Source organism: Cupriavidus nantongensis (assembly GCF_001598055.1).
Classification (GTDB): Bacteria; Pseudomonadota; Gammaproteobacteria; order Burkholderiales; family Burkholderiaceae; genus Cupriavidus; species Cupriavidus nantongensis.
Genome location: NZ_CP014844.1, coordinates 3,332,460 through 3,356,315, shown reverse-complemented (window position 1 = coordinate 3,356,315; position 23,856 = coordinate 3,332,460). Strand labels below are relative to the sequence as shown.

Here is a 23,856-nt window from a genome sequence, read left to right as displayed (position 1 = left end):
AGCCCGCGCAAGCGGGCTTTTTCTTTTCCACTCCTCGACTCAGTTTTCCGAATCCCTGCTGACCCGGCTGAAATACCGCACCAGCAGCGCGCCTGCAATACCCAGGCTGATGCTGTTGGCCAGCCAGAAGCCGCTCGCGCCGCGCGTGAAGGCCGGCATGCCGTCGATCAGGCCAAAGCCCAGCACGTAACCGCCGCCCAGCCCGATGCCCCACAGCGAGCCGGCGTAGATCACGGTCGGGATCAGTGCGATCTTGTACGCGCGCAGGATAAAGGCCGTCATCACCTGCACCGCGTCGAAGGCCTGGTAGAACGCCACGAACAGCACCAGCGGCAGCGCCGCGGCGACCACCGCGGGATCGCTGGCATAGGCGTCGAGCACGGGCTTGCGCAGCAGCCACAGCAGCGCGCCGGTCAGCACTGCCAGCACCACCGCCATGCGGATGCCGCGCCAGGCAAGGCGGCTGGCGCCAGCCCGGTCGCGCGCGCCGAGATGCTGCGCCACCAGCGTCGAGGTCGCAATCCCAAGCGACAGCGGCAGCATGTACGCCACGGCGCCAAGGTTGGCGATGATCTGGTGGCCGGCGAGCGTCACCGTGCCCAGGCGCGTGATGAAGATCGACATCAGCGTGAACGACGTGATCTCGATCAGGTAGGTCAATCCCATCGGCACGCCCAGCCGCAACAGCGCGCGCAGCGGCGCGGCCGCGGGCCAGCTCCAGGTGTCGAAGATGCGCAGCGCATGGTAGGCGCTGCCATAACGCAGGATCAGCACTCCGGCGATGCACCAGGTCCAGCTGATCAGCGTCGACGCCAGGCCGCAGCCGGGGCCGCCCATCGCCGGCACGCCCAGGCCGCCGTGGATGAACCAGGCGTTGAGCGGCACCTTCAGCGCCAGCCCCGCGACCTGCAGCACCGTCACCATGATCGGCCGCGACAGCGCATTGTTCAGCGCCGAGTAAATGCGGAAGGCCAATGCCGCCGGCAGGCCGAAGGCGCCGAAATGCAGGTAGGCGGTGGCCTTCTCGACCAGTTCCGGCGGCGCCTTGGCGAAGGCCAGCAGCGGACCGGGAAACGCCAGCAGCAGCACGCCAGGCAGCGCCAGCGCCGCGCCCAGCCAGGCGGCCTGTCGCACTTCCGCACCGATTGCCTCGAGGCGGCCGGCACCATAGAGCTGGCCGGCGATGGGCGACAGTGCCTGCAGCACGCCCATCAGGCTGATATAGATGGTCACGTAGATCGACCCGCCCAGGCCCACGGCGGCGAGGTCGGTGGCGGATGCGCGCCCGGCCATCACGGTATCGATCACGCCGAAGGCGATCACGGCGAGTTGCCCGGCCAGCACCGGGGCGGCCAGGCTGGCAATGCGACGAAGGTCTTGGAACAGTGTCATTGAGGGCTCGGCAGGGGGGGCGGACTGGAAGTCCAGCCCCGCAGCCGCCTGCGGCCGGAATGGTTCGTGGGCGCGTCAGGCGCTGCGGTATGTGTCAGGTGCTTCGGCCAGAGATGGCTATCAGCGAATAGCCGGTCAGGGCTGGCGCGGCAGCCGGCGTCGCGGCAGGTCGGGGCGCGGGTGGACCGCGCGTGCGGTATCGACCAGGCGGTACATGCGGAAGCGCTCGTCGCGGTCGGCCGGGCGCCGGCCTTCCCAGATCAGCCGCCACTCGAAGTGCGAGATATTGCCCGGCTCGCCGTAGTCGACCGAATCGTGGCGCAGCAGCACGTCGCAGCCGTCGTTGGGGCCGCCGAAGCGGATATGGCCGAAGTAGGCGAACGATGCCAGCTGCGCATCGCCCATGCGGATCGGCTGCACGCACTGGTAGGCCGGCGGCAGCGCCATCGATGCCGCCTGGGCCACGTCGCGATAAGTCTTGCCGTAGTTGATCGACGGCAGCCACAGCGTCATCGCCATCACCCACATCAGCGTGGTGCCGGCCGCGGAAATCACCACCGGGCGCCAGATCTGCTTGGGCGCGCGCGACAGGCGCCAGCGCACGATCAGCACCCAGGCCAGCGTCGCCGCCAGCGCAAACACCACCGCGGCGATGGTGAATTCATGCTGGTAGCCAGGCAGCTGGCGGAACACGTTGCGCGCGATGCGCGGCGGCCAGCCGGTGGTCTTGGCGATCCACATAAACCAGACCGTGCCGCCGAAGATGGTGAAGAACAGCAGCGCGAACCAGTCGATGGCGTTGATCACGCCGCGCGCCAGCGTCGGCAGCGCAAAGGCGGCCAGCACCGCCATCGGCGGCAACAGCAGGATGAACTGCACGTCGCCGGCACTGCGCTGCAAAAACAGCAGCACCAGCACCGGCAGCAGCAGCGCCAGCGGCGCCGCGACATGGGGCGCCCGGCGCATGCCGGTCCAGGCGATCCAGGCCCAGCCCGCGATCGGCCACACCGGCCACGTGTACAGGAACAGGTTGCGCATGTTGAAGCCGAACGTCGCCATATTGGGCGAGCCGTAGCTGCGGCGGTCATAGCGCGACCATTCGCGGATAAAGGTCACGGCCTCGTTGCGGTCGGCCGCGCCGAAATAGGCGGCCGCCAGCCATGCCGCCACGATCAGCAGCGCCAGCGGAATCGCAACCGCGGCAAGGCGCCGCCATGGCAGCGGCTTGCACACCAGCGCGCACACCGCCGTGCCGAACAGCAGCGCCAGCGCCAGCAGCGGTCCGCTCGCCAGCGTCAGGCCGCCCAGCGCGGCGCCATAGATCAGGCTGCCCTGGGTGGGCTTGTCGAGGCTGCGCACCATGCCGTACAGCGCCAGCGCGATGAACGCGACCTGGCCGACCTGCGGCGTGGTCTCGTGCCCGCGCATGGCCAGGCCCACGCAGGCGAGGAAGATCAGCAGCGCGCCGTCGGCCAGCGTGCGGCCGTAGTCGCGCGCATTGGGCTGGCCGCCGAAGGCATAGGCAAAGGGCTGGACCTCATCGCGCCGGCCCAGCAGGTAGGTGGTGTACCAGATGCAGGCGCAGGTGGCGAAGAAGAACAACGCCGTCGCCAGCCGCGCCGCGTCGGTCGCGCCCAGCCAGCCGCCGAAGCCGCGGATCATCAGCGCGCCGATCCAGAACACCAGCGGGCCGTCCTCGCTGTACGGGCGGCCGACGATGTTGGGCATCAGCCAGTCGTGGGTGCTGCCGGTGGCGAGCTGCCACATCACGCCAAAGCCGGCGGCGTCCTCGTTCTTCCAGGGGTCGCGCCCGAACAGGCCGACCAGGCCGTAGATGATGCAGATGGCCAGCAGCAGCGCGCGCGGCAGGGCGCCGGTGGCGGCTGCGGTCAACTGGACGGGTGAGGTGTTGGCTTGACGCATCGATGCTCAGGTCGGGCCGTGGCGCCATGGCGCGAAGGCCACAGTATCGCGCATGCAGTGGCCGCGTGGCCGTGGCATGGCGTGGAAGCCTCACGGAATGTGGGGGTAAGTCCGAATAGCAGGTAGTGCCGGCCGGGCTGCGAGGGCCGACAGGGCTTGCCTGTGCGGCGCTACGGCACAAATGCAAAGAGGCAGCCGATGCTGCCTCTTTGCTGGTTCGCGCTCGCCCGGAACTTGTCCGCGGCTGGCGCGAAGCGGGGTCGCTGAAAGCGATTACTTCGCAGCCTTGCCCAGCTTGTTGCCGAACTTCTGGCGGAACTTTTCCACGCGGCCGGCGGTGTCCATGATCTTCTGGGTGCCGGTGTAGAACGGGTGCGATTCCGACGAGACTTCGATCTTGGCCAGCGGGTATTCCTTGCCGTCCTTCACGATCGTGTCCTTGGTCTGGATGGTCGAGCGGGTGATGAAGCTGAAGTCGCTGGACATGTCCTGGAACACGACTTCGCGGTAATTCGGGTGAATGCCTTCTTTCATGATGAGTCCTTTCTGGTTGGGTAGCCAGTCCGTTGCAATCCGCGGTTCTCCGTCAGCGGAGAAGGCATGGCGCGGCCACGAACGAACCACTTGCCGATTACGGGCAAACCGGGATTATGGCAGAAAAACAAATACTTGGGGAAGGGCGTAAGGGCACCGGTCCAACAAAGTGTTGCGGCCAAAAAGCGACGCGTATTTCACATTGCGGCGGGGTCCTGCCGATAGAACATCGCCAAGGACTGGTAAACGGCCGGCCAATGCCGTGCCAGCCCGACCGGCTCGACAAAAAATGCCTCCGAAGTCACCGCAAAGAACTCGCTGGGGGCCTCGCTACCGTACGGATCGATGATGCGCAGCGCCGCCGGCAAGCGCTCCGGGTGCTCCCAGTCGGCTTCGTCGCGCGCATCCCAGGCTTCGGCGAAGCGGTCGTACTCGGTCAGGAAGGTCTCGGCCCAGGCCTCGGCGTCGACCTCGGGATGCAGCACGCGCGAGAACGCCGGCACGCCGTCGGGCTCGCCGTCAAGCATGTCGAGCTTGTGGGCGAATTCGTGGATGACCACGTTGTAGGTGTCCGCCGGCAGTTCGTGGTCGCTGTCGATCCCCGCCCCGGGGCTGTGCACGTCGGGCCAGGACAGGATCACCGGTCCGTGCTCCCACGCTTCGCCGCTGGCTTCCTCGACCACGCCGTGGACCAGGCCGATCTCATCCTGCACGGTTCGCCGGATGATGAACTCGCCCGGGTAGAGCACGATGCCATGCCAGCCGCGATACCACGGCAACCCCAGCTTCAGGATCGGCACGCAGGCCTGCACCGCGACGCTGACCACCATGTCGTCGTCCAGCGGCAGGTCGTGCGCGGTGGAATATTCCTTCTCGGCGATGAACAGCGTGGCCAGCTCGCGCAGCGCCGCCAGGTCGGCGCTGCCGTAGCGCTGCACGAACGGCAGCGTGGCCACGGTGCGCGACCAGAGCGCGTCGGGGATGGCGTAGTGCTCGAGCTTGCGGGCGCGCGAGCGCGAGCGCAGGAATGTGGTCAGTTTGCCCAGCATGACATCGTCGAAAAACAAAAAAGGCGTGCCGCGGCACGCCTTCCTGTCTGCGTTGCGGCACCGCCGCAGCGAGGCTCAGCCGCCTCGGCGCATCATATCGAAAAACTCTGCGTTGTTCTTCGTGGCCTTCATCTTGTCCATGATGAATTCCATCGCCTGCACTTCGTCCATGTCCGAGATGAACTTGCGCAGCACCCAGATCTTCTGCAGGATGTCCGGCTTGATCAGCAGCTCTTCGCGGCGCGTGCCGGACTTGTTCAGGTTGATCGACGGATAGACGCGCTTTTCGGCCAGGCGGCGTTCCAGGTGCACTTCCATGTTGCCGGTGCCCTTGAACTCTTCGTAGATCACGTCGTCCATGCGGCTGCCGGTCTCGATCAGCGCGGTGGCGATGATGGTCAGCGAACCGCCTTCCTCCAGGTTGCGCGCGGCGCCGAAGAAGCGCTTGGGGCGCTGCAGCGCGTTGGCGTCGACACCGCCGGTCAGCACCTTGCCCGACGCCGGCACCACCGTGTTGTAGGCACGCGCCAGGCGGGTGATCGAGTCCAGCAGGATCACCACGTCGCGCTTCAGCTCGACCAGGCGCTTGGCTTTCTCGATCACCATTTCGGCGACCTGCACGTGGCGGATGGCGGGTTCGTCGAAGGTGGAGGCCACCACTTCGCCGCGCACCGAGCGCTGCATCTCGGTCACTTCTTCCGGACGCTCGTCGATCAGCAGCACGAACAGGTCGGCTTCGGGATGATTGTTGGCGATCGCGTGTGCAATGTGTTGCAGCATCACGGTCTTGCCCGACTTGGGCGACGCCACCAGCAGCGCGCGCTGGCCGCGGCCGATCGGCGCGATCATGTCGATGATGCGGCCGGTGATGTTTTCTTCCGCCTTGATGTCGCGTTCGAGCGTGAGCGGCCGGTTCGGATGCAGCGGCGTCAGGTTCTCGAACATGATGCGGTTCTTGACCGCTTCGGGCGCCTGCCCGTTGACCTTGTCCACCTTCACCAGCGCGAAATAGCGTTCGCCGTCCTTGGGCGTGCGCACCTCGCCCTCGATCGAATCGCCGGTGTGCAGGTTGAAGCGGCGGATCTGCGACGGGCTGATGTAGATGTCGTCGGTGCTGGCCAGGTACGAGGTCTCGGGCGAGCGCAGGAAACCGAAGCCGTCGGGCAGAACTTCCAGGGTGCCGTCTCCGTAGATGGTTTCGCCCATCTTGGCGCGCTTCTTCAGGATCGCAAACATCAGTTCTTGTTTGCGCATCCGCTGTGCGTTGTCGATCTCGAGCGTAGCCGCCATTTCGAGAAGCGCAGACACGTGAAGCGATTTGAGTTCTGTCAGGTGCATAGACGAGGGGTACAGATGGGCCCGGACGGGCGAGACGTAAAGGAAGGGGGAGAAAATGAGCGAACGCTCGGGGAGTTGTTGATGGCATCTTAGCACAATCCGACCGGCGCGCCAGGGTGTGGCGCACGCACGTCGGATCGTGACGAAACCGGGACCGCGGGTCGGGTCCCGGCGCGCAGCTTACAGGTTGCCGTCGAGGAAGGCAGTCAGTTGCGACTTGGACAGCGCGCCGACCTTCTGGGCCGCGACCGCGCCGTTCTTGAACAGGATCAGCGTCGGGATGCCGCGGATGCCGAACTTGGCCGGCACCTGCTGGTTTTCATCGACATTGATCTTGGCGACCTGCAGCTTGTCGCCGTAGTCCTTGGCGACTTCGTCCAGGATCGGCGCGATCATCTTGCAGGGGCCGCACCATTCCGCCCAGAAATCGAGCAGGACGGGCTTGTCGGACTGGAGGACGTCAGCGTCGAACGAGGCGTCGCTCACATACTTGATTTGTTCGCTCATGGCGGAAAACCTCTGGTTTCGCTCTGTTTATGTTGAAGGCGGGACGGCCGAACCGTTACCTTACACGAGATTGCGCGGACCCGTCGGGCCGCCTCTTTACGCCTGAAGCAGGCGGTGGAGGCCGCTACCGCGCCCGGTGCTGCCGATATGTTACCAGTTTGCCGATTTTCAAGACCGGCCGACGGCACCTCCGGCAACGCTGCGGCAGCAAGGCATAAATGGCATTGCGGGGACCGCAAACAATGCCGTCATTCTGGTGCAAAGGTTTAATTCATTGAAATGCTTATTTTCAATGGCGGCGAGAGATTTGACCAATCGCCGCGCCCGGGCAATGATGGGTGCCATGCAACGCACTTGCGCGCGCCGGGGTGCCGGATGCGTGCGGCGTGCGCGTAGAATAGAAGCGGTCCGCACGCCGCCCGCCGGGCGACCCGCGGCGCACCATCCATGTATCCGCGCCCCCTGACCAGGTCACCGACATGAACACCGATCCCCGCAAGCCTTCGCAGCCCGAGTCCGGCCAGGCGCCGGACGTCGACCACCTGAGCGATGCGCTGGACCATCTCAGCAGCGCCGTGGAGACCAACAGCATCGCCAGCGGCGCCGCGCGCGGGCTGGTCTACAGCATCATCGAAACGCTCGGCACGCTGGTGGGCGACCCCGACCTGCCCGAGCATGCGCGCTCGGGCTACGAAGGGCTGCTCGAAACCGCGCGCGAGATCCGCGCCCGCCTGGAAGGCGGACCTGACTGAAGCGGCGCGGCCTGTCCCGGTACCGCGGTGCCTGCGCCGCCGGACGTGCCGGCCGGCGGTGCGTTATTTTTGCCATTCCTTGCTGCCTGATTCGTTCCAACCCGACGCCGTTTCCGCATCCTTGCGGCCAACGCCCCAATGACGGCCCATGACGTCGCTGAGCTTTCGCCCCGGTCCTGATTTTCTCGAGCAGGCAGCCACCGCTGCCTGGTATTTCCTCGACCGCTGCGGCGCGCCCGAGGCGGACGCGCACGTGGTGGTGCCGACCGCCGCGCAGATTCCGGGCGTGCGCCAGGCGCTCGACGCCGCGGCACGTGCGTCCGGCCGGCCGCGGCTGTTGCCGCGCGTGCTGACGCTGGGCCACTGGCTGCTCGACCTGCCGCCCGAGGGCGCGCCGGTGCGCAGCCCGGCCGCGCGCCTGCTCGCGGTGCAGCAGGCGGTGCGCGGGCAGGACTGGCTGCGCCGGGCCTTCGGCGCGCAGAACGAAACCGCGGCATGGGGCCTGTCGCAGACACTGCTGGCGATCTGCGACGAGCTCAGCGCGCGCTGGCTCGAAGACGCCGCCATCCGCGATGACGACGAGGTCGACGGCGACGATCGCTCGGGCCTGCTGCAGGGCGCGCTGGCGCGGACCTATGCGCATCTGTCGGAGCGGTTCCTGGGCGAGGAAGCCCGCATCGTGCTGGCGTTCTGGCAGGCGCTGTCCGGGCCCGACGATCCGCTGCCGGCGAAGCGCCGCGCGCTGCGCGAACTGTCGCAGCAGCTGCGCGGCCCGGTGGTCTGGATTGCGCCGACCCCGCCCACGCCGCTCGAGGCCGCGTTCCTGCGCGATGCCGCCGAGCTGGTGCCGGTGCTGCAGGTGGGCTATGACTGGAGCGGGCAGGATCAGGGCGAGGCCGGCTGGTACCACGCGCTGCTGGCATTGTGGCCGGAAGCCAGGATCGCCGGCGACGATGAGGCCGCGCTCCATGCGACCTCGCCGGCGATGCCCGCGCTGCCGCCGCAGCGCCCGTCGGTGCGTGTCATCGGCTGTGCCCGCTTCGAGGATGAAGCTGCCGCCGCGGCCGCACAACTGGTGGAATGGCTCAATGCGGGCCGCCGCCAGGTGGCACTGGTCGCGCACGACCGCGTGGTGGCACGCCGCGCACGCGCGCTGCTGGCGCGCGCCGGCGCGCCGGTGCGCGACGAGACCGGCTGGAAGCTGTCGACCACGCGCGCCGCCGCCGCGCTGATGCGCTGGTTCGACCTGCTGGTGCGCGATGGCGATACCGCGGCGCTGCTGGACTTGCTCAAGAGCCCGTTCTGCCTGCCCGATATGGCCGCGCGCGGCGCGGCCATCGCGCTGCTCGAGCGCCAGGTGCGGCGCGAGGGCATTACCGGCGGCTGGGCACGGCTGCGCCAGCTGTTCGCGCACGCGCCGGCCAACACGCAGCAGGCCACCGAGGACGACGAGGATGCCGACCAGGCGCCGCGCCGCGCGGCCCATGCGCTGATCGCCGTGCTTGCCGACGAGGCCGCGCGCTGGCCGCGCGGTTTCGCCCAGCATCCGCTGGCGACCTGGCTGGAGCGGCTCGACGGCATGCTCGATGGCCTCGGCATGCGCGCCGCGCTGGCCGCGGACGACGCCGGCAGCCAGCTGCTCGATGCGCTGGCGCGGCTGCAGGAACTGCCGCGCGACGAGACCGGCGGCCATGCCACGCTGTCGCAGGGCGAGTTCCGCGCGATGCTGTCGGCGCTGCTGGAATCGGTTGCCTACAAGGAGCCGTCGGCCAGCGGGGCCGCGCGCATCACCATCCTGCCGCTGAACGGCGCGCGCATGCGCCGCTTCGAGGGCGTGGTGATCGTCGGCTGCGACGACGCGCAGCTTCCTTCAAGCGCCGCCGAGCTGATGTTCTTCTCCAACCAGATGCGGCGCGAGCTGGACCTGGAAGACCGCGAGGCACGCTTTGCGCAACAGGCGCGCGACCTCGCCGAGGTACTGCTGAACAACGACGACGTGGTGCTGACCTGGCAGCGCTACGGCAGCCGCGGCGAGCCGCACCACGTGTCGGGCTGGATCGAGCGGCTGGCGGCGTGCTGCGCGCGCGCCGGGGTCAGCATCGAAGGCGCCGCCGCGCCGCAGGCGCACGAGACCTTCGCCGATGTGCGCGGCATGCCGGCCCCCGCGGCCGAGCCGGCGCTGGTGCCGGTGCGCTGGAGCGCGCAGGCGTACAACGCGCTGCGGCGCTGCCCGTACCAGTTCTTCGCCGGCCGCATGTTGGGCCTGGCGGGACTGGAAGTGGTCAGCGACGAGCTCGAGAAGCGCGACATCGGCGAGACCCTGCACCGTGTGCTGCTGATCTACCACAATGAGGTGCAGGCGCGGCGCGAGCGCGGCGAGACGCTGTCCGAAGACCAGCGCCTGGCGCGCCTGGGCGAGATCTCCGACGAGGTCTTCGGCGCGCTGATGGCCGAGGACGGCAACGCCATTGCCTACTACCGGCGCTGGCGCGAGGTATTGCCGTCGTATGTCGCGTGGCAGTCCGCGCGCGAGGCCGAGGGCTGGTTCTGGCGCGGCGGCGAGCTCGACGCCGGCATCGACCTGCCGATGCCGGACGGCCAGCCGCTGCGCCTGACCGGGCGCATCGACCGGCTCGACCAGGGGCCCGGCGGCGCGCACGCCGTGCTCGACTACAAGACCCAGAGCGCCACGCGCCTGAAGCGCAAGCTGGCCGAGGTCGAGGAAGACTGCCAGCTGCCGTTCTACGGCCTGCTGCGCGCCGATGCCGCGGCCGGCAGCTGGGTTTCACTAGAAGGGGCGCGCGACGGCGCGCCGGCGGCGCAGCGCGAGGTCGGCCTGCCGGATTTCGAGGCCGCCGTCACCTGGCTGGAACGCCAGATGCGCGACGACGTGATGCGCCTGCGCCAGGGCGCCAGGCTGCCGGCCTTCGGCGATGCCTCGGCGTGCGTCTATTGCACCGCCCGCGGCCTGTGCCGCAAGGGCTTCTGGGACTCCACCGCCGTGCCGGCGCTGACATCATGACGCCTCACGATCTGCACGAGGTCCAGCCTTACCAGCGCGACGGCGCGCCGGTTTCCGAAGCCGAATTCACGCGCGCGGCCTGCGATCCGGCGCGTTCGGTGGTGGTCGAAGCCTGCGCCGGCAGCGGCAAGACCTGGCTGCTGGTGGCGCGGCTGGTGCGCCTGCTGCTGGCCGGCGCGGCGCCGCACGAGATCCTGGCGATCACCTTCACGCGCAAGGCCGCCGAAGAAATGCGTGACCGCCTGCTCGAGGTGCTGGCGCAGCTGTCGCGCGACAGCGATGACGACGTGATCGCCGCGCTGGTGCAGCGCGGCCTGTCGGCCGAAGCTGCGCGCGAGGCGCTGCCGCGCGCGCGCCGGCTGCATGCGCAGGTGCTGGCGGCACCGGGGCGCATGGCGATCGACACCTTCCACGGCTGGTTCGGCACGCTGCTGCGCGGCGCGCCGCTGGCGTCGGGCATCGTGCCGGGCGCGGCGCTGCGCGAGGATGCGCTGCGCATGAAGCGCGAGGCCTGGGCCCCCGTATGGCGCGCGCTGGCCACGCCGCCTTACGCCGAGCTGCGCGCCGCGTGGGAAACGCTGGTCGATACCGTCGGCGACTTCCAGGCGCGCGCGCTGCTCGACGCGATGTTCCATGCCCGCAGCGAATGGTGGGCGATGCAGGAGGGCGGCGATCCGCTGCAGGCGCTGTCCGATTGCCTGGGCGAGGACGCGCAGGGCGACGTGTTGCTGCAGGCCCTGGCCGACGAAGGCTGGCGCGATGCCTGCGAAGCGCTGGCGGCGCGCCTGGGCGCGGCCGGCAAGAGCGAGCAGGCCCACGCCGGCCGCATCACCGAGGCGCTGATGGCGATCGCCGCCTGGCGCGAGGCCGGCGCCACGCCGGGCAAGCCCGCCGAACGCGTGTTCGCGCAGCTGCGCGCCGCGTTCTTCACCGCCACGGGCGGGCCGCGCTCGCTGCGGCGCACCGCGGCGCTGGCCCGGGCCGCGGGCGGCGAAGGCATGGTCGATGCGCTGCTGGACGAGCATGCCGCGATCTGCGCGATGCTCGACGACATCAGCGCGCGCTGCTGCGAAGCCGCGGTGCTGGCGGTCAACCAGGCCCTGTTCCGTATCGGCGATGCGCTGCTGACGCGCTACCAGCAGCACAAGGACGAGCAGCGCGCGATGGACTTCGCCGACCTCGAATGGCAGGCAGCGCGGCTGATGGCGGACGAGGAGACCGCGACCTACCTGCAGGTGCGGCTCGATGCGCGCTACCGCCACCTGCTGCTCGACGAATTCCAGGACACCAACCCGCTGCAATGGCGCATCCTGCAGGGCTGGCTGGCCGGCTACGCGGGGCTGGGCGAGCGCCCGACGGTGTTCCTGGTGGGCGATCCCAAGCAATCGATCTACCGTTTCCGCCGCGCCGATGCCAGGCTCTTCGGCGCCGCCGGCGAGATGCTGCGCGACGCGTTCGGCGCCACCGTGCTGCGCACCAACCGGACCCGGCGCAACCGCGCCGAAGTGCTGGACTGGGTCAATGCCGTGTTCGACAGCGCGCGCGCCGAGGGCCGCTATCCGCTGTACTCGACCCAGACCACGGCGCTGGGTGGCTGCGGCGGGCCGGTGTGGCTGCTGCCGCTGGTGGAGCCCGATGACGCCGGTGAAAGCGCGGCAGACGATGCGGACGACGCACCGGCGCAAGGCGCATCCGCGCATCGCGACACGCTCCTGCAGCCGCGGCGGCAGGCCGGCGATTCGCTGCGGCTGGAAGAGGGGCGACGCGTGGCGGCGTGGCTGCGGCTGGTGCGCGAGACCGTGCCGGTGCACGAAGGCAATACCCAGCGGCCCGCGCGCTGGAGCGACATGCACCTGCTGGTGCGCCGAAGGACCCATCTGGCCGACTATGAGCGTGCGCTGCGCGAGGCCGGCATCCCATGCCTGAGCCCGCGCCGCGGCGGCCTGCTGGCCACGCTCGAGGCGCTCGACCTGTCGGCGCTGCTGGCGTTCCTGATGACGCCCGAGTCGGACCTGGACCTGGCGCACGTATTGAAGAGCCCGCTGGTGGGCGCGACCGACGACGACTTGCTGGCCCTTGCGCAAATGGAAGGCGAGGGCGGCTGGTGGGCGCGCCTCGAGGCTCAAGGATTGCCGGCGCAGGTCTCCGACGCGCTGCGCGAGGGCGTGCCGCGGCTGCGGCAGTGGCTGCGCATCGCGCCGCACCAGCCGGTGCATGACCTGATCGACCAGATCTTCCACGGCGGCGAGGTGCGGCGGCGCTACGCCGAGGCCGCGCCGCCGGATATCCGCGAGCAGGTGCTGGCCAACCTCGACGCCTTCCTGAAGCTGTCGCTCGACCTAGACGGCGGGCGCTATCCGAGCCTGCCGAAGTTTATCGACGAGCTGCAGGAAATCCGCCGCGGCGACGAAGGCGAAAGCCCCGACGAAGGCGGCATGGGCGAGGGCGCCGAAGACCTCGAGCCGGCTGAAGACGATCCGGCCTATGCCGGCCTCGACGCGGTCCATATCCTGACCGTGCACGCCGCCAAGGGACTGGAAGCGCCGTTCGTGGTGCTGCTCGATGCCAACCACAGCGAGCCGGCCGCGGACCGCGGCGGCATCCTGGTCGACTGGCCGCCGTCGTCGCCGGTGCCGCGCCATTTCTCCGCATACGGCAAGCGCAGCGAGCGCGGGCTGGCGCGCGCGCCGCTGTTCGAAGCCGAGGCGGCGCTGGGCGAGCGCGAGAACTGGAACCTGCTGTACGTGGCCATGACGCGCGCGCAACAGGGGCTGCTGGTCAGCGGCGTCAAGGGCCGCGCCAGCCGCGCCAGTGCGGGCGACGGCAATGCCGAGATCGCCGGCAGCTGGTATGTGCGGCTGCAGGCCGCGGGCGTCGGCGAAATGGTGCCGGCTTACCCGGATGCCCAGGGCGATGCGTCCGAGGCGCAAGCACTGCTGCCCGCGCGACTGAGCGAGCCGGTGCGCTACACCGACTTCCGGCTGCGCTACCGCGATGCCGTCGATGATCCGCGCCAGGCAGGCTTTGCCGACGACGATGCCGAGGGGGAAGACGAGTCCGACGGCATCGTCTTCAACGCCGCAGCGGCGCGCCATGGCGAACTGGTGCACGCGCTGCTGGAACGCCTGACGCGCTATCCCGACGCCTTTGCCGGCGTGCCCGCGATCGATACGGTATTGCGGTGGTTCCCGCTGACCGGCGCGCACACCGCGGCGGCACGGTCGGCCTGGCGGCAACAGGTGGAAGAGGCGCTGGCTGCAGTGGCGGCGATGCTGCAGGCGCCGGCGCTGGCGCCGCTGCTGGCCGCGGGCGAGGCGCGCAGCGCGCGCAACGAGGTCGAACTGTACGACGCGCGCGGCCGGCTGCTGCGTATCGACCGGCTGGTCGAATTCGACGACCGCGTCGTCGTCATCGACTACAAGCTGCGCCTGCTGCCGCAGGAGCACGCCGCCTATCGCGCGCAGCTGGGCCGCTACACGGCGGCGATCGCGCCGATGTTCCCGGGCAAGCGCATCGAGGCGGGCGTGGCCACCGCCGAGGGCGAATGGATTCCCGCCGAGCATCTGGCGCCGCAGGTTCCGCAGCAAGGCTCGCTGTTCTGAAGGCCGGCGCGCGCGCCGGCAAGGGCAGCGCATGGGTGCAAATCGGCGCAAAATGGGGCGCATGGCGCGCGCGATGATGGCACGGCTGTACTAAAGTGACAGGGACTGCGCTGCAAGCCGCTGGCGCGCGATAGACCGGCTAAAGGGACAAAGGGAAAAAGGGAAGGGGTACTGCGGAAGGGAAGTGTGAGGTGGACGAGCCTGACCCTCGGCACTGGCGGAAAACGGCTGTGGCTGCTTCGTTCCCGACCTGACCAGGTTGACCGCGCCACCATGCGAGGAGGCCCGTCCGAGCGGCATTGTACCCCAGAGCGCGGGCGCGCGCAGGATTTGCATCGAATGCCCTTGGCAGGCGCGGGTCATTGCCCGCGCCATGGCGCCGGGTTGATCTGGCGCAGGCAATGCGTGCCGCGCTGGCCCGACCATTCACCAACCCGCACACGTGGTGAGCCAATACATGAACGCAAACGACCAGATCATTCGCGGCGCGCTGGCGCCGCAGGAAATCTCCACCGAAGTCCTGCTCGAGAAATACGCCAAGGGCGAAGAGCGCAGCATCGCCGATGTCAGGCAGCGCGTGGCGCGCGCGCTGGCGCAGGCCGAGCCCGAGGACCAGCGCGAAGCCTGGAGCGCGCGCTTCCTGTGGGCGCAGGAAAACGGCTTCGTGCCGGCCGGGCGCATCAATTCGGCGGCGGGCACCGGCATCCAGGCCACGCTGATCAACTGCTTCGTGCAGCCGGTGGGCGATTCGGTGTCGGAGCCGCGCGACGGCCGCCCCAGCATCTACACCGCGGTGGCGCAGGCCGCCGAAACCATGCGCCGCGGCGGCGGCGTCGGCTATGACTTCTCCGCGATCCGTCCGGCCGGCGCGCTGGTGCGCGCCACGCATTCGCGCGCCTCGGGACCGGTGTCGTTCATGAAGGTGTTCGACGCCTCGTGCGCCACGGTGGAATCGGCCGGCGCGCGCCGCGGCGCGCAGATGGGCGTGCTGCGCTGCGACCATCCCGATATCGAGAGCTTTATCCACGCCAAGGACAAGGGCGAGCTCAGCAACTTCAATATCTCCATCGGCGTCACCGACGACTTCATGCAGGCGGTGCAGGCCGACGCCGAGGTCGAGCTGGTGCACGAGGCCGAGCCGGGCGCCGACATGATCGCCGCCGGCGCGTACCGCCGCGACGACGGGCAGTGGGTGTACCGGCGCGTGCCGGCGCGCAACCTGTGGGACCAGGTCATGCAGGCCACCTACGACCATGCCGAGCCAGGCATCCTGTTCCTGTCGCAGATCAACGCCGACAACAACCTCTATTACTGCGAGCGCATCGAGGCCACCAATCCCTGCGCCGAGCAGCCGCTGCCGTCCTATGGCTGCTGCTGCCTGGGCTCGATCAACCTGACCCGCTTCGTGCGCCAGCCGTTCACGCCGCAGGCCGCATTCGACTTCGACGCCTTTGCCGAGGTAGTACGCGTGGCCACGCGCATGCTCGACAACGTGCTCGACGTGACCTTCTGGCCGTTGCCCGAACAGCAGGCCGAGGCCCACGCCAAGCGCCGCGTCGGGCTGGGCTTCCTCGGGCTGGGCAGCGCGCTGGTGATGCTGGGCCTGCGCTACGACACCGAGCCGGCGCGGCGGCTGGCGGCGCGGATCTCGGAACGCATGCGCGACGAGGCCTACCTGGCATCGACCGAACTGGCGGCGCAGAAGGGCGCCTTTCCGCTGTTCGATGCCGGCGCCTACCTGCAGAGCGGCTTTGCCAGCCGGCTGCCCGAGCCGGTGCGCGAGGCCATTGGCCGCCATGGGCTGCGCAACTCGCACCTGCTGTCGATCGCGCCCACCGGCACCATCACGCTGGCCTTTGCCGACAATGCTTCCAATGGCATCGAACCGGCCTTCTCGTGGACCTACAACCGCAAGAAGCGCATGCCGGACAACAGCTACCGCAGCTTCGAGGTGGCGGACCATGCGTGGCGGCTCTACCGTCACATGGGGGCCGACATGGCGCAGCTGCCGGACGCGTTCGTGACCGCGCTGCAGATGTCGGCGCTGGACCATATGCGGATGCTGGAAGCGGTGCAGCCGTATATCGACACCAGCATCAGCAAGACCGTCAACGTGCCGGAGGACTATCCGTACGAAGCCTTCCGCAACCTGTACCTGGAGGCCTGGAAGGCCGGCCTGAAGGGGTTGGCCACCTATCGGCCGAATTCGGTGCTGGGCGCGGTGCTTTCGGTCGAGGCGCCCGCCTCGCCCGCCGCCCCGGCCGTGCCCGCGGCCGACGACAACCCGCTGGTGCGCCCGTTCGGCAGCCGGCCGGTGGGCGACCTGGAAGGGGTGACCTCCAAGGTCGAATACCTGACCTACGAGGGCCACAAGACCGTCTACCTGACCGTCAACTTCATGCGCGTCGCCGGCGTCGTCGACGGCAAGCCGGTCGAGATCGAGCGCCCGGTGGAGTTCTTCATGCCGGCGGGCCAGCGCAGCGAGGGCCAGCAATGGATCACCTCGACCATGCGGCTGCTGTCGATGGTGGCGCGCTCGGGCGGCTCGGTGGCCAAGGCGCTGGCCGACATGCGCAACGTGGTGTGGGACAAGGGCACGGTGCGCTACGGCACGCTGGTGCGCCAGGACGGCACCGAGGTGCCGCGCTTCCATGACTCCGAGGTCGCGGCGCTGGGCTATGCGCTGCAGCGCATCCTGATCAAGCGCGGCTTCCTCGATGCCGACGGCGGCCAGGTGCCGGTGGCGGCGCTGGCGGCAAGGCTGGCGCAGCGCGACGGCGGCGCGCTGGCGCTGGCGGACGGGGCGGACCTTGCCGGGCCCGCCAGCGCGGCGCCGGGCACGCCCGGCATGGGCACCGGCAAGCCGTGTCCCGAGTGTGGCGCGCACGCCCTGCACAAGGTCGACGGCTGCGCCAAATGCGCCAATTGCGGCTACGTGGGCGAGTGCGGCTGAGGCGCTCCCCGGGGCGGCCGGAGCGGGGCCGCCTTTTGCTACAATCGCCGCCATGAGTTATCAAGTTCTAGCGCGCAAATGGCGCCCCAGGGATTTCACCACGCTGGTCGGCCAGGAGCACGTGGTGCGCGCGCTCACGCACGCGCTGGAACAACAGCGGCTGCACCACGCCTACCTGTTCACCGGCACGCGCGGGGTCGGCAAGACCACGCTGTCGCGGATCCTGGCCAAGGCCCTGAACTGCACCGGCCCTGACGGCAGCGGCGGCATCACCGCCGAGCCGTGCGGGCAGTGCAAGGCCTGCCAGGAAATCGACAGCGGCCGCTTCGTCGACTACATCGAGATGGACGCCGCCTCCAACCGCGGCGTCGACGAGATGGCGCAGCTGCTCGACAAGGCCGTCTACGCTCCCACCGCCGGGCGCTTCAAGGTCTACATGATCGACGAAGTGCACATGCTGACCAACCACGCCTTCAACGCCATGCTGAAGACGCTGGAAGAGCCGCCCGGGCACGTCAAGTTCATCCTCGCCACCACCGACCCGCAGAAGATCCCGGTCACGGTGCTGTCGCGCTGCCTGCAGTTCAACCTGAAGCAGATGCCGCCGGGGCATATCGTCTCGCACCTGGACCATATCCTGGCGCAGGAAGGCATCGCCCACGACGGCAACGCGCTGCGGCTGCTGGCCCAGGCCGCGCATGGCTCGATGCGCGATGCGCTGTCGCTGACCGACCAGGCCATCGCCTACAGCGCCGGGCAGGTGTCCGAGGAAGCCGTGCGCGGCATGCTGGGCGCGATCGACCAGGGCTACCTGGTGCAGCTGCTCGATGCGCTCGCCGCCGAGGACGGTGCCGCCATGCTGGTGATCGCCGATGCCATGGCCGACCGCAGCCTGTCGTTCGCCGGCGCGCTGCAGGACCTGGGTTCGCTGCTGCACAAGGTGGCGCTGGCGCAGGCCGTGCCGGCGTCGGTGCAGGACGAATGGCCCGAAGCCGACGAGGTGCGGCGCCTGGCCGGCGTGTTCGATGCGCAGGAAGTGCAGCTGTTCTACCAGATCGCCAACCTGGGCCGCAGCGAACTGGCGCTGGCGCCGGACGAATACGCCGGCTTCACCATGACGCTGCTGCGCATGCTGGCATTCCGGCCGTCGTCCGAACCGGCCGCCACGGCCGGGCAGGGCGGCGGCGCAGCGCCCGCGCGCGCGCGCAATGCCGGCATGCCGGCGGCGGCGCGACCGGCCGAGGCACGCCAGGCGGCGCCTGCCGCCGCTGCGCCGGTTGCCCCGGCCGTGCCCGCTGCAGCCATGACCGATTCCCCGCCGGTGTCAGCCCCGGTGTCATCCATGGCTGCGCCAGCCGCGCCCGTGGCCGAGCCCGCCGCTGCGCCAGCGGCCGCGCCTGCCGCCGCGGACCCCGCGCCGGCGCGCGCGGCAGGCGGCGCCATGTCGCCTGCAGCCGCGGCGCTGGCCGCCGCACGCCAGGCCTCCGCGGCTCGCGGCGGCGCCCGCAAGGCGCCGGTGCCGGCCGTGCCCGCCGCACCGGCGGCTCCGGCCGCTGCGCAGCGGCCGCCGGCACAACCGTTACGCGCCCCCGCGGCCGCAGCCGCGAGCCGTCCCGCTGCGGTACCGGCCCCGGTTGCGGCCCTGGCAGCGGCCCCGGCAGCGGCTCCTATTTCGCGGCCGGCGGCGCCGCAGCCGCCCGCACCGGCGGCAGCGCCCCCGGCACGCCCCGTGGCCGCCAAACCGCAGCAAGAATCCGTGCCGCCGTGGGAAGTCGCCGGTGGCAGCGATGTGCCGCCGTGGGAAGAACTGCCGCCCGACCTGCCGGTGATCGGCCCCTATGACAGCGATCCGGGCTACAACGACTACGGTTTCAGCGAACCCGCAGCGCGCGCCGCGGCGCCGCGCAACGCCTCGCGCGCGGCGCCTTCGCAGCCGCGCGATATCGCGCCCGCACGCGAGCCCGCTGCCATTGCGCCGGCCCCCGCCGCGCCCGAGTCCGCCAAATTCGTCGCGCCGCGCCCGCCCGCCGCGGGCGAGGACGGCACCCCGCCGGTCTTCACCGGCGACTGGCCGGTGCTGGCCGCCGGCCTGCCGCTGAAGGGCCTGGCGCAGCAGCTGGCGTACCAGAGCGAACTGACGCAGGTGGTGGGGCGCACCTTCCACCTGCGCATCCCGGTCGCGGCGCTGGGCGAGAACGGCGTCGCCGAGCGCCTGCAGCAGGCGCTCGGTGACCACTTTGGCGAGCCGGTGCGCGTGGTCTGCGAAGTCGGCGGGGTCACGGTCACCGCCGCCGCCGCCGACGCCGAGGCCCGTGCCGAACGCCAGCGCCAGGCCGAGGCCGCGATCGAGGCCGACCCGTTCGTGCAGGGCCTGCTGCGCGACTTCGGCGGCCAGATCGTGCCAGGCTCGATCCAGCCGCGCGCCGCCTGAGCGGCGGCCAGGCTGGCGTTACCGAATTTCCGTCACCGAACTCTTACCGAATCCAGGAGCATTCCATCATGATGAAAGGTCAACTCGCCGGGCTGATGAAGCAGGCCCAGCAGATGCAGGAAAACATGAAGAAGATGCAGGAGCAGCTGGCCCTGATCGAGGTCGAGGGCCAGTCCGGCGCCGGTCTCGTCAAGGTGGTCATGACCTGCAAGAACGACGTCAAGCGCGTCACCATCGACCCCAGCCTGCTGGCCGAGGGCGAGGACAAGGACCTGCTCGAAGACCTGGTCGCCGCGGCCTTCAACGACGCCGTGCGCAAGGCCGAGGCCACCACCCAGGAAAAGATGGGCTCGATGACCTCGGGCCTGCCGCTGCCCCCGGGCTTCAAGCTGCCGTTCTAAGGCCATTGTGAAAGCGTCGTCGCCGACTTCGCTGCAGGCGCTGGTCGAGGCGCTGCGGGTGCTGCCCGGCGTCGGGCCCAAGTCCGCCCAGCGCATGGCCTACCACCTGCTGCAGCACGACCGCGAGGGCGCGCGCAAGCTGGGCGATGCGCTGCGCGGCGCGGCGGACCATATCCGCCACTGCCAGCGCTGCAACACCTTCACCGAGCAGGAGATCTGCGAGACCTGCCTGGACGACCGCCGCGACGCCTCGGTGCTGTGCGTGGTCGAAACGCCGGCCGACCAGGTCATGATCGAGCAGACCCTGACCTACCGCGGCAAGTATTTCGTGCTGATGGGCCGGCTCTCGCCGCTCGACGGCATCGGCCCGCGCGAGATCCACCTGGACCGGCTGCTGGCGCGCGCCACCGAGCCCGAGCTGGGCGGCCCGGTCGGCGAAGTCATCGTCGCCACCAATTTCACCAGCGAAGGCGAGGCCACCGCGCACTACATCGGCGAGATGCTCAAGGCGCGCGGGCTCAAGGTGTCGCGCCTGGCGCGCGGCGTGCCGGTGGGCGGCGAGCTCGAGTATGTCGATGCCGGCACCATCGCCCGCGCGGTGATGGACCGCCGCAACCTCTGAGCACGATCGCGCGGGGCTGAACCTCCCGCGTGCCCGCGTGCCGATTACCGGAATTCTCCGCCTCCTGCCTCATGAACCTGGCCCGCTTCGATCTCGTCACGCTTGGCTTGTTCGTTGCCGTAGCCCGGCAGGGCAGCATCTCGGCCGGCGCGCGCCAGTCGCACCTGGCGGTGGCGGCGGCGAGCAAGCGCATTTCGGACCTCGAGACCGCGGTCGGCGCGCCGCTGTTCTTCCGTCATGCCGCCGGCGTGCAGCTGACCGAGGCCGGCCAGGCCTGCTTCCACCATGCGCTGACCATCCTGCAGGATGTCGAGCGCATGGCCGGCGTGATGTCGGACTATGCCTCCGGCGTGCGGGGGCAGGTGCGCGTATGCGCCAACACCTCGGCGATCACGCAGTTCCTGCCCGATGACCTGGCCTCGTTCATGCAGCGCCATCCGACCATCCGCATCGAGCTGGAAGAGCAGAACTCGCGCGACATCGTTGCGGCGCTGGTAGAGAACCGCGCCGACGTCGGCATCTTTGCCGACCGCACGCCCGCCGCCGGGCTGATGACGGTCGAATACCGCCAGGACGAGCTGGTCATCATCACCCCGCCCAACCATCCGCTGGCCGCGCGCGGCCCGGTGCATTACGCCGACACGCTCGAATTCGACTTCGTCAGCCTGCCGCAGGAAACCTCGCTGGCCGCGCGCCTGCTGGAGGAGAGCAGCCGGCTCGACCGGCCGTTCCGGCTGCGGATCCAGGTGCGCAGCTTCGACGCCATGTGCCGCATGGTGATGGCCGGGCTGGGCGTGGGCGTGCTGCCGCGCATCGCGGCCGAGCCGCATGTCAAGTCGATGGGGCTGTCGCTGGTGACGCTGCAGGACGCCTGGGCGCGTCGCTCGCTGCTGATCGGGTTGCGCGACCCGGCCGGGCTGACGGTCTCGGCGCGGCTGCTGATCACCCACCTGTGCGGGGACCGGGCGCCGTTCTAGCTCGCCCGTGCGCAGGCTCCATAGAACCTTTCGCGTTCCAAGAAAGCCCGCTTCTCCGATTGCCGATTCCTGGCCGGGCCCGCGCTGGGGCAAACTCCGTCCGAACGCAATGTATGGCATGCCAGTCAATGGCGCTGCCGCACTGCAACAAGACTGCCGCATCGCACGGAGACACCCATGGCGCAACAGATCCTTGAGGGCATTCGCGTCCTCGAACTCGGACAACTCATCGCCGGCCCCTTTGCTGCCAAGACCCTGGCCGACTTTGGCGCCCACATCATCAAGGTCGAGCCGCCCGGGCAGGGCGACCCGCTGCGCAAATGGCGCATGCTTCATGAGGGCACCTCGGTGTGGTGGGAGGCGCAGTCGCGCAACAAGGAATCGGTCTGCATCGACCTGCGCCAGCCGGAGGGCCAGGCGCTGGTGCGCAAGCTCGCCGCCGAGGCCGATGTGCTGATCGAGAATTTCCGCCCCGGCACCATGGAGAAGTGGGGCCTGGGCTGGGACGTGCTGCATGCCGACAACCCGCGCCTGATCATGCTGCGCGTGTCGGGCTACGGCCAGACCGGCCCGAAGAAGGACGAGCCCGGCTTTGCCGCGGTGGCCGAGGCCATGGCCGGCTTGCGCCACCTGACCGGCGAGCCCGGCCGCGCGCCGGTGCGCGCCGGCCTGTCGCTGGGCGACACCATCGCCGGCCTGCACGGCGCCATGGGCGTGCTGCTGGCGCTGTACCAGCGCGATGCGCGCGGCGGCGAGGGGCAGGTGATCGACGTGGCGCTGTACGAGTCGCTGTTCAACCTGAGCGAAAGCCTGCTGCCGGAATACTCGGCCTTCGGCGCGGTGCGCCAGCCCGCCGGCGGCGCGCTGCCGGGGATCGCGCCGTCCAATGCCTATCCCTGCGCCAGCGGCGAATACGTGCTGGTGGCGGCCAACGGCGATGCCATCTTCAAGCGCATGATGCTCGCCATCGGCCGCGCCGACCTGGCCGACGATCCCGCGCTGGAGCGCAACGACGGCCGCGTCGCGCGCGTCGACGAGATCGATGCCGCGATTGCCGCATGGACCCGCACGCAGACGGTGGAGTCGGCGCTGGCGGTGCTGCGCGACGCGCAGGTGCCGTCGGGCCGCATCTATACCGTCAAGGACATCGCCGAAGACCCGCACTACCGCGCCCGCGGCGTGATCGAGTCAGTAACCTCGGCCGGCGGCCTGACCGTGGAAGTGCCGGGCGTGGTGCCCAAGCTGTCGGCCAGCCCCGGCGCCATCCATGACCGCGCGCCGGCGCTGGGCGAGCATACCGATGCAGTGCTGAAGCAGGCCGGCTTCGACGACGCCGCCATCGCCGACCTGCGCGCGCGCAAGGTGATCGCATGAGCGCCGCCGCCAACCCGTTGCGCGGCCCGGCCCGCGTCGAGATCAATGAAGTCGCGCCGCGCGACGGCCTGCAGATCGAGCCGGTGGTGGTGCCGACCGATGCCAAGGTGGCCTTCGTCGATGCGCTGTCGGCCTGCGGCTTCGCGCGCATCGAGGCCACCTCGTTCACCTCGGCCCGCGCCATTCCCGCGCTGGCCGATGCCGAGGCGCTGATGCACCGCATGCGGCGCCAGCCGGGGGTGCGCTACACCGCGCTGGTGCCCAACCTGCGCGGGCTGGAACGCGCGCTGTCGTGCCGGCCCGACGAAGTGAACCTGGTGATGTCGGCCAGCGAGACCCACAACCGCGCCAACCTCCGCATGACGCGCGCGCAGTCGCGGCAGCAGCTGCTGGCGATGATTGCCGAGGCAGGCGCGGCCGGCGTGCCGGTCAACGTGTCGCTGTCGACGGTATTCGGCTGCCCGTTCGAAGGCGAGGTCGATGTCGCCGAGGTGATGGCGCTGGCCAGCGCCTTTGCCGACGCCGGCGCGGCCGGCATCACGCTGTGCGATACCACCGGCATGGCCTATCCCAACCAGGTCGCGGCGCTGTGCCAGGCCTTCCAGGCCGCGCTGCCCGCCACTGGTTTGACCATCCACCTGCACAACACCCGCGGCATGGGCCTGGCCAATGCCGTGGCGGCCTGGCAGACCGGCGTGACGCGCTTCGACGCGGCCGCCGGCGGCCTGGGCGGGTGCCCTTATGCGCCCGGTGCCAGCGGCAACGTCAGCACCGAAGACCTGGTCCACATGTTCGACTGCATGGGCGTGCAGACCGGCGTCGACCTGGGCGCGCTGCTCGACGTGGTCGCCGGCATGCCGGAACTGGTCGGGCGCGACCTCAAGAGCCAGCTGCTGAGCGCGGGGCCGCGCCTGCGCACGCACCAGGCGCCGGCCTGGCTGGCAGAGCATTTTGCCGGGCAGGCGTAGCCCTGCACGCG

16 protein-coding genes and 1 other RNA gene are annotated in these 23,856 nt (G+C 69.8%); 10 read left to right on the top strand and 7 right to left on the bottom strand.

Annotated features, from left to right (window positions below; all coding sequences use genetic code 11):
- Positions 1-39: 39 nt before the first annotated feature.
- From A2G96_RS15445 to trxA, 6 genes are all read right to left on the bottom strand, one after another.
- Complete coding sequence (locus tag A2G96_RS15445; RefSeq protein WP_062800662.1) at positions 40-1,392, bottom strand: MATE family efflux transporter; 1,353 nt, start codon at positions 1,390-1,392, stop codon at positions 40-42.
- Positions 1,393-1,527: 135 nt separating this feature from the next.
- Positions 1,528-3,315 (bottom strand): ArnT family glycosyltransferase, encoded by a 1,788-nt coding sequence (locus A2G96_RS15440; protein WP_062800660.1) that lies wholly within the window; start codon positions 3,313-3,315, stop codon positions 1,528-1,530.
- A gap of 273 nt (positions 3,316-3,588) precedes the next feature.
- Positions 3,589-3,849 (bottom strand): type B 50S ribosomal protein L31, encoded by a 261-nt coding sequence (locus A2G96_RS15435; RefSeq protein ID WP_012353195.1) that lies wholly within the window; start codon positions 3,847-3,849, stop codon positions 3,589-3,591.
- A gap of 197 nt (positions 3,850-4,046) precedes the next feature.
- Entirely contained in the window at positions 4,047-4,898 is an 852-nt protein-coding gene (locus A2G96_RS15430) for a M90 family metallopeptidase (protein WP_062802209.1), read from the bottom strand.
- A 75-nt stretch (positions 4,899-4,973) separates the two neighbouring features.
- Positions 4,974-6,236 (bottom strand): transcription termination factor Rho, encoded by a 1,263-nt coding sequence (gene rho, locus A2G96_RS15425; protein WP_012353193.1) that lies wholly within the window; start codon positions 6,234-6,236, stop codon positions 4,974-4,976.
- A gap of 180 nt (positions 6,237-6,416) precedes the next feature.
- Entirely contained in the window at positions 6,417-6,743 is a 327-nt protein-coding gene (gene trxA, locus A2G96_RS15420; protein WP_029046118.1) for a thioredoxin TrxA, read from the bottom strand.
- A 479-nt stretch (positions 6,744-7,222) separates the two neighbouring features.
- On the opposite strand from trxA, the gene A2G96_RS15415 reads away from it, so the two are divergent.
- The 3 genes from A2G96_RS15415 to A2G96_RS15405 all read left to right on the top strand — a co-directional run bounded on the left by A2G96_RS15415 (position 7,223) and on the right by A2G96_RS15405 (position 14,119).
- Complete coding sequence (locus A2G96_RS15415; RefSeq protein ID WP_062800658.1) at positions 7,223-7,495, top strand: hypothetical protein; 273 nt, start codon at positions 7,223-7,225, stop codon at positions 7,493-7,495.
- Between the two features lie 148 nt (positions 7,496-7,643).
- Positions 7,644-10,517, top strand: coding sequence for a PD-(D/E)XK nuclease family protein (locus A2G96_RS15410; RefSeq protein ID WP_062800656.1), 2,874 nt, complete (start codon positions 7,644-7,646; stop codon positions 10,515-10,517).
- On the top strand, positions 10,514-14,119 hold the full coding sequence (locus A2G96_RS15405) for a UvrD-helicase domain-containing protein (RefSeq protein ID WP_150124151.1): 3,606 nt from the start codon (positions 10,514-10,516) through the stop codon (positions 14,117-14,119). The genes A2G96_RS15410 and A2G96_RS15405 overlap by 4 nt, the downstream gene beginning before the upstream one ends.
- Before the next feature lie 191 nt (positions 14,120-14,310).
- On the opposite strand, the gene ffs is transcribed toward A2G96_RS15405, so the two are convergent.
- Positions 14,311-14,409, bottom strand: an RNA gene (gene ffs / locus A2G96_RS15400) — signal recognition particle sRNA small type.
- A gap of 167 nt (positions 14,410-14,576) precedes the next feature.
- On the opposite strand from ffs, the gene A2G96_RS15395 reads away from it, so the two are divergent.
- The 7 genes from A2G96_RS15395 (at position 14,577) to A2G96_RS15365 (ending at position 23,845) form a co-directional block, all read left to right on the top strand.
- Positions 14,577-17,072, top strand: a complete 2,496-nt coding sequence (locus tag A2G96_RS15395) for an adenosylcobalamin-dependent ribonucleoside-diphosphate reductase (RefSeq protein WP_062800654.1) — start codon at positions 14,577-14,579, stop codon at positions 17,070-17,072.
- A 52-nt stretch (positions 17,073-17,124) separates the two neighbouring features.
- A complete protein-coding gene (locus A2G96_RS15390; RefSeq protein ID WP_062800652.1) occupies positions 17,125-19,503 on the top strand; it encodes a DNA polymerase III subunit gamma/tau in 2,379 nt (792 codons plus the stop codon).
- A 68-nt stretch (positions 19,504-19,571) separates the two neighbouring features.
- Positions 19,572-19,904: a YbaB/EbfC family nucleoid-associated protein gene (locus A2G96_RS15385; RefSeq protein WP_062800650.1), complete on the top strand. Its 333-nt coding sequence runs from the start codon at positions 19,572-19,574 to the stop codon at positions 19,902-19,904.
- A 7-nt stretch (positions 19,905-19,911) separates the two neighbouring features.
- Positions 19,912-20,526 (top strand): recombination mediator RecR, encoded by a 615-nt coding sequence (gene recR / locus A2G96_RS15380; RefSeq protein WP_010814257.1) that lies wholly within the window; start codon positions 19,912-19,914, stop codon positions 20,524-20,526.
- Between the two features lie 71 nt (positions 20,527-20,597).
- The gene (locus A2G96_RS15375; protein WP_012353186.1) at positions 20,598-21,503 is read left to right on the top strand and encodes a LysR family transcriptional regulator; all 906 of its coding nucleotides are present in this window, start codon (positions 20,598-20,600) and stop codon (positions 21,501-21,503) included.
- Between the two features lie 177 nt (positions 21,504-21,680).
- A complete protein-coding gene (locus A2G96_RS15370) occupies positions 21,681-22,877 on the top strand; it encodes a CaiB/BaiF CoA transferase family protein (protein ID WP_062800648.1) in 1,197 nt (398 codons plus the stop codon).
- Positions 22,874-23,845, top strand: a complete 972-nt coding sequence (locus A2G96_RS15365) for a hydroxymethylglutaryl-CoA lyase (protein WP_062800646.1) — start codon at positions 22,874-22,876, stop codon at positions 23,843-23,845. Before A2G96_RS15370 ends, A2G96_RS15365 begins: the two co-directional genes overlap by 4 nt.
- Positions 23,846-23,856: the final 11 nt, after the last annotated feature.